10 protein-coding genes and 1 riboswitch are annotated in these 9,180 nt (G+C 51.8%); of the genes, 6 read left to right on the top strand and 4 right to left on the bottom strand.

Going from position 1 to position 9,180, the window contains the following annotated elements; all coding sequences use genetic code 11:
- Positions 1-112 precede the first annotated feature (112 nt).
- Positions 113-190: riboswitch (cyclic di-GMP riboswitch) on the bottom strand.
- A 221-nt stretch (positions 191-411) separates the two neighbouring features.
- Positions 412-1,368: a hypothetical protein gene (locus tag A1332_RS24010; protein WP_064010911.1), complete on the bottom strand. Its 957-nt coding sequence runs from the start codon at positions 1,366-1,368 to the stop codon at positions 412-414.
- Positions 1,369-1,475: 107 nt separating this feature from the next.
- Complete coding sequence (locus tag A1332_RS24005) at positions 1,476-1,691, bottom strand: DUF2283 domain-containing protein (RefSeq protein ID WP_020483463.1); 216 nt, start codon at positions 1,689-1,691, stop codon at positions 1,476-1,478.
- Positions 1,692-2,121: 430 nt separating this feature from the next.
- On the opposite strand from A1332_RS24005, the gene A1332_RS24000 reads away from it, so the two are divergent.
- The 4 genes from A1332_RS24000 to A1332_RS23985 all read left to right on the top strand — a co-directional run bounded on the left by A1332_RS24000 (position 2,122) and on the right by A1332_RS23985 (position 5,878).
- Positions 2,122-2,700, top strand: a complete 579-nt coding sequence (locus A1332_RS24000; protein ID WP_064010910.1) for a Uma2 family endonuclease — start codon at positions 2,122-2,124, stop codon at positions 2,698-2,700.
- A 104-nt stretch (positions 2,701-2,804) separates the two neighbouring features.
- Entirely contained in the window at positions 2,805-4,445 is a 1,641-nt protein-coding gene (gpmI, locus tag A1332_RS23995; protein WP_064010909.1) for a 2,3-bisphosphoglycerate-independent phosphoglycerate mutase, read from the top strand.
- A gap of 109 nt (positions 4,446-4,554) precedes the next feature.
- Entirely contained in the window at positions 4,555-5,352 is a 798-nt protein-coding gene (locus tag A1332_RS23990) for a cobalamin-binding protein (protein ID WP_157204110.1), read from the top strand.
- Positions 5,353-5,536: 184 nt separating this feature from the next.
- On the top strand, positions 5,537-5,878 hold the full coding sequence (locus A1332_RS23985) for a hypothetical protein (RefSeq protein ID WP_064010907.1): 342 nt from the start codon (positions 5,537-5,539) through the stop codon (positions 5,876-5,878).
- A 136-nt stretch (positions 5,879-6,014) separates the two neighbouring features.
- Here A1332_RS23985 and A1332_RS23980 read toward each other — a convergent pair whose 3' ends face one another.
- A complete protein-coding gene (locus tag A1332_RS23980; protein WP_064010906.1) occupies positions 6,015-7,223 on the bottom strand; it encodes an HD-GYP domain-containing protein in 1,209 nt (402 codons plus the stop codon).
- Between the two features lie 280 nt (positions 7,224-7,503).
- On the opposite strand from A1332_RS23980, the gene A1332_RS23975 reads away from it, so the two are divergent.
- Positions 7,504-7,911 carry a DUF805 domain-containing protein gene (locus A1332_RS23975; RefSeq protein ID WP_064010905.1) on the top strand — a complete coding sequence of 136 codons (408 nt, stop codon included), beginning with the start codon at positions 7,504-7,506 and terminating at the stop codon, positions 7,909-7,911.
- A gap of 234 nt (positions 7,912-8,145) precedes the next feature.
- Here the strand turns inward: A1332_RS23975 and A1332_RS23970 are convergent, their stop codons facing one another.
- Positions 8,146-8,415, bottom strand: coding sequence for a hypothetical protein (locus A1332_RS23970; protein ID WP_064010904.1), 270 nt, complete (start codon positions 8,413-8,415; stop codon positions 8,146-8,148).
- A gap of 573 nt (positions 8,416-8,988) precedes the next feature.
- On the opposite strand from A1332_RS23970, the gene A1332_RS23965 reads away from it, so the two are divergent.
- The gene (locus A1332_RS23965; protein WP_064010903.1) at positions 8,989-9,174 is read left to right on the top strand and encodes a hypothetical protein; all 186 of its coding nucleotides are present in this window, start codon (positions 8,989-8,991) and stop codon (positions 9,172-9,174) included.
- The last annotated feature ends 6 nt before the right edge of the window (positions 9,175-9,180 follow it).

The following is a 9,180-nucleotide window of genomic DNA, read 5'->3' as shown; positions in this document are numbered from 1 at the left end:
TGATTGATTGATTGATTGATAACGATTGTGCCATGTTTTTTCCTTGATCCAACGGATCGTAAGGCAATAAAAAATGGCGCATGCGCGTTTTGACTGAAACCGGATGCGCCTGTTACGCAATCCGGCCGGCTTTAAGACAAGCCCCGTGACTTTCCGGCCCGGCCTCGCGACCGGTGTGGCACTATCGATTCTAACGGAAAAGCCGTGTATTAGTCACTCTGTACTTTGGTCGTATTCTTCCCAGTCTTTAAGTCCGTGCCGACAGGCGTTCCGCCGAATGAGAGCCATTCCGTCGTCATGCCGGTGTCATTTGGCCTGATCGATGGTTGTTGCTTTTTATGGGCGGCATTTTGGCGGATAGCCTAACGGCATCCGCCCTACAGTTGAGGTACTTCACGATACCCCGCCACATCACCGCGAAACACTCCCATCCGGCAACACAAATTTAATATCCAAACTGCGCAAATAAGTCTGCAAGCCGGCGTCCTGCAGCGGAAGCAAATGGGCTTCTTGGTCCGACTCGTTGTAATGCGCATGCCAGTAACCCGGCGGGGTGATGAAAGCTGAATAGGGTTGCCAATCGACGCGGGTGGGATTGACGATCTGGCCGTTTGCCGAAATCTGCGGTCCGACCAAGGTGTAACACCCCGGCGCGCAATCCAGAATCAAATCCAGCGCCACCGATTGGTGCCGATGCGGCAATTGCACCGCGCCCTTGGGCAACACACCCAGCATCGCCCACAGCGTGTGAGTCACGGTCAGGGTTTGGTCCATGGCTTTGTTGGCCAGCAAGACGCTGATGCGGTTGCGATTCACCGTCTCCGCCGCTTTTTGCACCGCCGCCAACTCGCGCAGCGAATCGGCTGCGGCATACAGCGTTGGTTTAAAGCATTGCCTTTCAGCTTTGACGCCCAGGTAAGTCAACAACGGCTGGTCGTGCACCAGATAAAAGGCCGCATCGCTGTCGGCGAAATGCCGGGTGTCCTTGCCTATCGGTAGCACCACAAAATCGCCGGTTTGCCAGGGGATAGTCAGATCATCGAATGCGGTGCGACCACTGCCGTACATCACGTAAAACAACAGGGAGGTGGCATTGAAATTGGTCGCCAGCGACTCGCCGGCCAGAATTCTGACAAAGTTCGCGCACAATGCCGGGCTGGTGGCCGGGCTGGGGCAATTTAACTGCGCGCTGACATCAAGCGGGATAATCCGGGTGCCGCCGGTTTGATGCAACTCGCTACCGAAATTGGCGAACGGCAGCTTGGAAATCGTTCCTGAACCGATTGGATCGGCGGCTTGGGTGTATTCAAAATAGCGGCAATTTTCCTGCAACTGTTCAAGCGGGTTTTGCGGTTGCGATATAGTCATGGCGGCACCTCGTAAAGACTTTTATCTCGTTCCCAAAGGCGGCGTGTTTTCATCGTCCACACGAGAACGCATCCGCAAAAGATACATCTTCGATAACAACAAATAAATCAAGCCGCCTGCAAATTCCTTAACGGCAAATGCACTAAGGCCAACGACTCAATATCCGCTTTTTGGCTGGCGTGTTGCAGGTCGATGCCAACCAGGGTGCCATTTTCATCGTAGTCCAAAACCACACCATCGCTGACTTCGTCGGAGTCGACCGAAGGCCTGTCAGCTAAATGGATGTAAAGGGAATCAGTCGCTTGGTCGTAACGTAATTTCATGGTTTAAATCTCCGGTCAGGAAAGGCATTATGGACAGTTAGCCCATCTTCCAACGTGACTACTCGCAAATACTTGTTTAGCTCGGCCACAAAGATCCAATGCCGAATTCGTCCGTCATCTTGAATTTCGCGTCGAAATGGATCTGATAATGCCACTTCACACCACTCCAGTTTGATGTAGGGTCGTTTTATCAATACATCATTGCGAAAATAATCTGTTGTAGCTAATTCGTTCATTGTTGGATTATAACGAATTGTTAGGCGTTGCCCTCATTTGCTCCACCACAAGTCCGTATGGCAGAACCAGTTTACCCGGCATTCGACGAACGGCAGCTGTTACCCAGTAACGCCAGGTGTAATTAGCTTAATAAGGGTTCCACATTTAGCCGGCAAACGTTAGAATCGTTTTAAATATCCAAGGCAAATCAGCGATGGCTCTGGCAGAGAAATTAAAACTAAGCGCGGAAGACTACCTGCAAGGCGAGGAGTCCGCTCAGATCAAACACGAATACCTCGACGGCGAAGTATGGGCGATGGTCGGCGCCAGCGATGCGCATGTTTCGATTGCGATGAATCTGGCGTTTCTTCTGAAACAAGCCTTGAAGGACACACCCTGCCGCGCCTATATTTCCGACATGAAAGTCAATGTTGCTAAAGCCAACGCGTTTTTTTACCCCGATGTGCTGGTGACCTGCGAAGCCAAAGACCGTGACAACCGACTGTTCAAGCAGCATCCCCTGTTCATCGCCGAAGTGCTGTCGCCTTCTACTGAAGGTTTTGATCGCGGCGCCAAATTCGCCGCTTACCGCCAACTCGACAGTCTGCAACATTATTGGCTGATCGACAGCCAAAGCCAAGCCATCGATTGCTTCGAGCGTACCGCGCAAGGCTGGCTGCTGCATAGTTTTACCCAGGCCTCAGACCGTTTGCCGCTACCTAACTTGGACATCCAGCTGGATCTAAGCGCGATTTATGTGGACGTGCTATTGGACCTTGCCGATCAGGTATGATGTTGAATTTCTTGGCTGTGCAAGCACCCGCCCAGACTAAATTGCCGCTTTTGCCTTAACCCTATTTCCTTTAACTTCCGAAGTACCACCCATTGAATAACACCATGAAATTAGCAAAATCCTCCCGTTTTCCCGCCTGTCCTGGCCCTGTCGTCACCATCGTCCTGGACGGCGTGGGCATTTCGCCGCGCGAAGACGGTGATGCGGTCAAAGCCGCGCGCACACCTAACCTGGACCGCTACATGGCCAGCTATCCAATGACCAAACTGCTCGCGCACGGCACCGCAGTGGGCATGCCCAGCGACGAAGACATGGGCAATAGCGAAGTCGGCCACAATGCCTTCGGCGCCGGCCGCGTGTTTGCTCAAGGCGCCAAACTGGTCGCCGAATCCATCAGCAGCGGCCACCTCTGGCAAGGCCAAGCTTGGCACGACGTGGTCGCCACCGGCAAGCAAGGCGGCACTTTACATTTCTTAGGTCTGTTCTCCGACGGCAACGTGCATTCACACATCGACCATTTGAAAGCGATGATCGAACGGGCCAAGCAAGAAGGCGTAGCTAAAGTACGGATTCACATCTTGCTGGATGGCCGCGATGTCGGTGAAACTTCTGCATTGGATTATGTCGATCCGTTCGAAGCCTATCTGGACGGCTTGCGTAGCGCGGAATTCGACGTGGCAATTGCTTCCGGCGGCGGTCGGATGCAGATCACTATGGACCGTTACGAAGCGGACTGGAGCATGGTCAAACGCGGCTGGGACATTCATGTACTGGGTTTGGGCAGGCAATTCGCCAACGCCCACGAAGCGATTGAAACCTTCCGCAACGAAGCCAACGTCATCGACCAGGATTTACCCGGCTTCGTGATTGCCAAAGACGGCAAACCGCTGGGCACGATTGTTGACGGCGATGCAGTGGTGTTTTTTAACTTCCGTGGCGACCGCTCTATCGAAATATCCCGGGCTTTTATCGAAGAACAATTCAGCCCATTCGAGCGCGGCTCACTGCCGAAAGTGACTTACGCCGGCATGATGCAATACGACGGTGACACCAAATTGCCACCGCGTTTTTTGGTTGAGCCACCGACCATCGACCGCACTCTGGGCGAATACCTGGCCAAAAACGGTATTTCGCAATACGCGATCAGCGAAACCCAAAAATTCGGTCATGTGACCTATTTCTGGAACGGCAACCGCTCCGGTAAATTCGACGAGGCTTCCGAAACTTACGTCGAAATCCCCAGCGACGTGGTGCCGTTTGAACAGCGACCATGGATGAAGTGCGCCGAAATAACCGACGCGCTGATCGACGCGGTGCGCAGCGGCAAATACAAGTACCTGCGGGTCAATTACGCCAACGGCGACATGGTCGGCCATACCGGCAACTTCGAAGCGGCGGTAACCGCGATGCAAGGTCTGGATCTGCAACTGGCGCGTTTGATTCCGGTGATTCTGGAAATGAACGGCACCGCCATCATCACCGCCGACCACGGCAACGCCGACGAAATGTACGAGTTGGATAAAAAAGGCAATGTAACGCGCAATGCCGAGGGCCGGGCCAAGGCCAAGACCTCGCATACATTAAATCCAGTGCCGTTTGTGTTGATCTCCGGGGAAAACCCAGGCTACACATTGCGCCAAGATTTACCGAAAGCTGGTTTATCGAATGTGGCGGCCACCGTATTAAATCTGCTGGGTTTTGATGCGCCGGAAGATTACGATCCTAGCTTGATCGAAGCCAACTAAGCGTAAGCTGCTACTGGCTTCCTAAACCGCCTACCGGCTTGGCCGCTAGGCGGTTTTTATTGCTCAGAGCAAACCGAGTTTACTCCGCTGACTACACATGGACTACCCAATGGCTTACCCCGAACGCATCGTCTGTCTAACTGACGAAACCACCGAAACCTTGTATTTGTTGGGCGAACAAGCGCGCATCGTCGGCATCTCCGGCTATACGGTCAGGCCGGCGCGGGCTCGCAAAGAAAAGCCAAAGGTCTCGGCGTTTACCAGCGCCAAAATCGATAAAATCCTGGCCCTAGAGCCGGATTTGGTGCTGGGCTTTTCCAATTTGCAAGCTGACATCGCTGCGGACCTGATTCGGGCTGGCGTGGAGGTGCATGTGTTCAACCAACGCTCGGTGGAAGGTATTTTGCAAATGATAGGCTTGCTGGGGGCGATGGTCGGCGTCCCGGAAAAAGCCGCTGCGCTGGTGGCGCAATACCGGCAACAACTGGAAGCCGTTCGCCAAAACAGTCTTAAGTTTGCCAAGCGCCCTACAGTGTATTTTGAAGAGTGGGACGAGCCAATGATTTCCGGCATCCGCTGGGTGTCAGAGTTGATCAGCATCGCCGGTGGCGACGACTGCTTTGCAGAACTGTCCACGGAACATTCCGCCAAACAGCGGATTATCGCAGATCCGCAAGAAGTGGTGCGTCGGGCACCGGACATCATCATCGGCTCCTGGTGCGGTAAAAAATTCCGCCCCGATCATCTGGCTGTGCGCCCCGGCTGGAATAGTATTCCCGCCGTGCAAAAGCAGCGGGTTTACGAAATTAAATCTTGCGATATTTTACAACCCGGCCCTGCCTCGCTCAGCGACGGTTTGACCCAGTTGTGCCGGATCATCGATGATTGGCAGCGAGATTTTTCTTAGCCTAACAGGTACTCTAACCCGTTCAATAACGCAGACAATAGCTGTTAATTAATCACGCAGAATCAGATGGAATAGTTCATATAAAAAACCGAGCTTAAATCCTAATCTCCTCTTCGAAAGGGATTCTTCATGCCACCCCAAATTTCAGGGAGCTTGATCCATTAAATCATCGAAGAGGTCTAACATGAAAACGCCAGAATTATTTTTCCTGACCGCCGTTTTGCTCAGCGCCAGCGCCACTGCCTATGCCAAGCCGACAGGTGGAGGCACATCACCCAAACCAGTATGCAAAACTTTTGATATTCCCACGATTATTTGTCCAGACGGCTGGACCATAGCCGACGACCTGAGCAACGGCACCAATAAATGTACAACCGGCTTTATCAAAAGAACTTTCTGCAAAAATGTCGCTGCGCGTAGCGGATTTACCGGTAACGTAGAAGTCATCAACGCCGGTTCCAAATTGTTTGAATTTGTGCAGCCAGTCGATGAATCCGGCGAACCTATAGCCATAGAAGCCGAATAAACTGAGTTTGCCGGCCACACCGATCATCAAACCTGTATTGGGCTGACGGAAGTAGCCCGATACAGCGTCACAAATCAGACTGCATCTACAAATCAGTGGGGACCTGGCTTAAATTTTTGGCTGTTCTGATCCGTCGCTATATATACCGCTGAGGATCAATCCCACACTTCGCGGGCACTTCAAATGAGGCGATGCGGTCATTACAACCGGGGTTGGACAGATCAAAATCCGCGGGAGGCGTGTAACGGCGAGTCCGGCTATTGAATACCACCCTCACCCTGGGGTGCAGCAAATTTTCATGATGCTGTTCAACCACCACAGCCAGATAGCCGCTCTCCAGCCGCACCAGGGTTCCCACCGGGTAAATGCCGATGCTGCGGATAAATTGATGCACCAGTGTCAGATTAAAATGGTGATCGCTCCATTCCAACAATTTTCTTAACACTTCCGTGGGTTCGATGCCGGTGTGATAAATACGCGTGGAAGTCAGCGCATCGTAGACATCCACCACTGACGCCATCTGCCCATACAGGCTGATTTCATCGCCTTTCAAACCCAATGGATAACCGCTGCCGTCAAAACACTCGTGATGCTCGGCCGCAACGTTGAGCGTGACGGGTGAAATATCCGGCGTTTTTTCCAATAACTGACAGCCGTAGCGCACATGATTTTTCATGATCTCGAATTCGCTTTCCGTCAGTTTCCCAGGCTTGTTGAGAATGTTATTCGGCACCTGCATTTTGCCGATGTCGTGCAACAAACCGCCCAGCCCGACCTGTTCGATCAGTTTGCGGTCGATATCCAAGGCTCTGCAAAAACTGATCAGCAAGGTGCCGACCGCCACGGAATGCTGAAAAGTATATTTATCGGCCTGCTTGATTCTGAGCAGACTGACAATGGCATCGGGGTTACGGAAAATCGAATCGATGATGCCGGAAACCACCGGTTCAACCTGCTCCAATTCAACCTGCTTGCCCAGCCGGCAATCCTGCAGGACGTTATGTACGATGCGATTGGCTTCGCGGCAGACTTGCTTGGCTTTAACCCGTTCCTTTTCGACGCTAACCAGCGGTGGCTGCACACGCTTGAGCGTTCGCCCCAAGTGCTGCATATGCGCGTCAAGCTGCCGGTTTATGTCATGAACGGTTGGCGCCTCCGGAATGTCCGGCCCGAGTGCGGTGTCGATGTAGACTTGGCGAATGCCGTAGGCGGCGATTCTTTCGATGTCTTGCGCGGATTCGATGAAAAAACTGTTACGCAAGAACGGGTGATCTATCCAGGGGCAGTTGATGTCGTGGATAAACATTTTGGGCTTCAGGTCGGCTACATCGATTTTTTTGATCATCGTTCATTTTGCTTGCCGGATTGCGACTGACTTGCGGTACGTTAACCCACTTATCGGGTTAGTGGTAAGTGTATCAGCAGTGATCAAGGTCATCGCAATATCCGACAAAGCCACCAAAACAATCCCTAAACTTGCGACTCGGTACAGTTATCAGGCCGGCCTGAACTCTTATCCAGATCGTGCCGGGATCATCAAAAACTACACAAAAATTGGCAATCGCCAGCCGCTGAGCTAACCTAGACGATCCCGTTAACTGCAAATTTAGGGAATACACAGAACCATGCTGCGTTACGACCGCTCTCGATATATAGCTTTAGGGCTGCCTGCTTTGTTGAATGCTTTGGCGCTGCCCTTGTATGCGCTTCAGATCACGACCAGCGGGTCGTCCGACGAGTATGCCGTGCCGTTTTACCTGGTCATCGCCCTTGCCTGCGGCCTGTTTGGGGTATCGGCGATGATCAAACGCAGCCGCGACATTGGTTCTTCGGCCTGGGGAATATTACTGGGGTTTTTATTCGCACCGCCGCTGATGCTATTGGTCGCTTTGGTATTAATATTTGCCCCCAGCAATCCGTCCGCCGACCAACTCGAAGCCCCGGCCTTGCGCCCTACCTTCGATATCTGGTTTACCGGCTTTCTGTTGTTGGTGAGCCCCTGGATGCCGGTGCTATTGGTAAGGGCTTTGTAAGCGCTTATTCAAGCCGGCAGTTTGGCAATTTTTCAAAGTTATTTACCAGGCCCTTAAACGCCCTAGAGCCTTGATTCCCGCGAAGGCAAGAATCTCCCTAAATTATCGTCGCTCCCGCGCAGACGGGAGCCCAATAATAACCCTGGATTCCCGCACGAGCGGGACCTATGGGGCTAATAACAGTATTCGTAAGTTGTCGACGGGACGCCGGATGGCGTCCGCCAGCGGTTGAGCTTATTTGGTATTTCTGGGATAGCTATAAATAGCTTGGCCATAAGCCTTGTCGATATAAATCATATCTTTTTCAGCCACCACAACCGGCGCAAGCGGATTGGGATAACTATGCATGCCCCGGTTATACGCTGGATTGTCGTAAACCACTTCAGCAACCCAATTATTTAAAAAACTGCCGGAATTGATGCGATCACCATGCGCTTGGACACTTGTCGAGGCAAGAACGGCAGTAAGGACAACAGCAACTTGGATGGTGTTTAAGGTTTTCATGAAAAGTCTCCTGGTAATAATTGTTATGAACCCAGCCCCATTTGTTACGGGCATTCCGTTTCGGCTGAACGGTATTGACGGACCGGGTTAATAAATCGCCGGAAATCTGATTGAAAACTCAACCGATCCAGCTTGGGGACTATTCTGAACAAACCTTTATAACAAATAAAATTGATTGTTTTTATAGCTCCAATAGATTTTACATATAGAAAACTCCTTTCTGCCCTGTCGAATGTGACGACGTTTCAAGCATGGCAAACAGCCGTGATTGGTTTCGTTAGTCACCGCGCCAAAACCTGTCGATTACTTTACATTTACCCCGCAAAACAACTAATTTGTGGGAAACGCACAAGATCACCGCGTTAAGACCGGCGACTATATCGCCGTCTTGAGATCCGTTTTCAAAGAATAATCAGTTAGTTGGCGGGATAATCTTCTCCAGAAATCCGGCGCCAAGGCTGGTGGCATTAAAATTGATAGGGTTTAACGGTAATTTGGAAATATCCGGCGTGCTCTGACTCATAGGTCATTGCCGACCGTTTATTCAGACAGGGCTTTAGAATTTAAATACCTATGACTACTTATGCCATCGGCAGCGTAAACGGCGATTACCGGACACTGATGCAACTGCTGACAACCATCGGCTTCGATCCGTTGGCAGACCGGCTGTGGTTTGCCGGCAATCTCGTCAATCAGGGGCCGGACTCTTTGCAAGTGCTGCGTTACATTAAAAGCCTGGGCAAGGCGAGTTATAACTAAATCTGG

It is taken from the genome of Methylomonas methanica, assembly GCF_001644035.1.
Taxonomy (GTDB): Bacteria; Pseudomonadota; Gammaproteobacteria; order Methylococcales; family Methylomonadaceae; genus Methylomonas; species Methylomonas methanica_A.
The sequence above is the reverse complement of the archived record's forward strand: the minus strand, read 5'-3'. Positions and strand labels throughout refer to the sequence as shown.

Bases quoted from the DNA above. Each gene is read 5' to 3' on its own strand.
- A1332_RS23975 (WP_064010905.1), top strand. From the start codon at position 7,504: ATGCTGCGTTACGACCGCTCTCGATATATAGCTTTAGGGCTGCCTGCT.
- A1332_RS24010 (WP_064010911.1), bottom strand. From the start codon at position 1,368: ATGACTATATCGCAACCGCAAAACCCGCTTGAACAGTTGCAGGAAAAT.
- A1332_RS24000 (WP_064010910.1), top strand. From the start codon at position 2,122: ATGGCTCTGGCAGAGAAATTAAAACTAAGCGCGGAAGACTACCTGCAA.
- gpmI (WP_064010909.1), top strand. From the start codon at position 2,805: ATGAAATTAGCAAAATCCTCCCGTTTTCCCGCCTGTCCTGGCCCTGTC.
- A1332_RS24005 (WP_020483463.1), bottom strand. From the start codon at position 1,691: ATGAAATTACGTTACGACCAAGCGACTGATTCCCTTTACATCCATTTA.
- A1332_RS23990 (WP_157204110.1), top strand. From the start codon at position 4,555: ATGGCTTACCCCGAACGCATCGTCTGTCTAACTGACGAAACCACCGAA.
- A1332_RS23980 (WP_064010906.1), bottom strand. From the start codon at position 7,223: ATGATCAAAAAAATCGATGTAGCCGACCTGAAGCCCAAAATGTTTATC.
- A1332_RS23965 (WP_064010903.1), top strand. From the start codon at position 8,989: ATGACTACTTATGCCATCGGCAGCGTAAACGGCGATTACCGGACACTG.
- A1332_RS23970 (WP_064010904.1), bottom strand. From the start codon at position 8,415: ATGAAAACCTTAAACACCATCCAAGTTGCTGTTGTCCTTACTGCCGTT.
- A1332_RS23985 (WP_064010907.1), top strand. From the start codon at position 5,537: ATGAAAACGCCAGAATTATTTTTCCTGACCGCCGTTTTGCTCAGCGCC.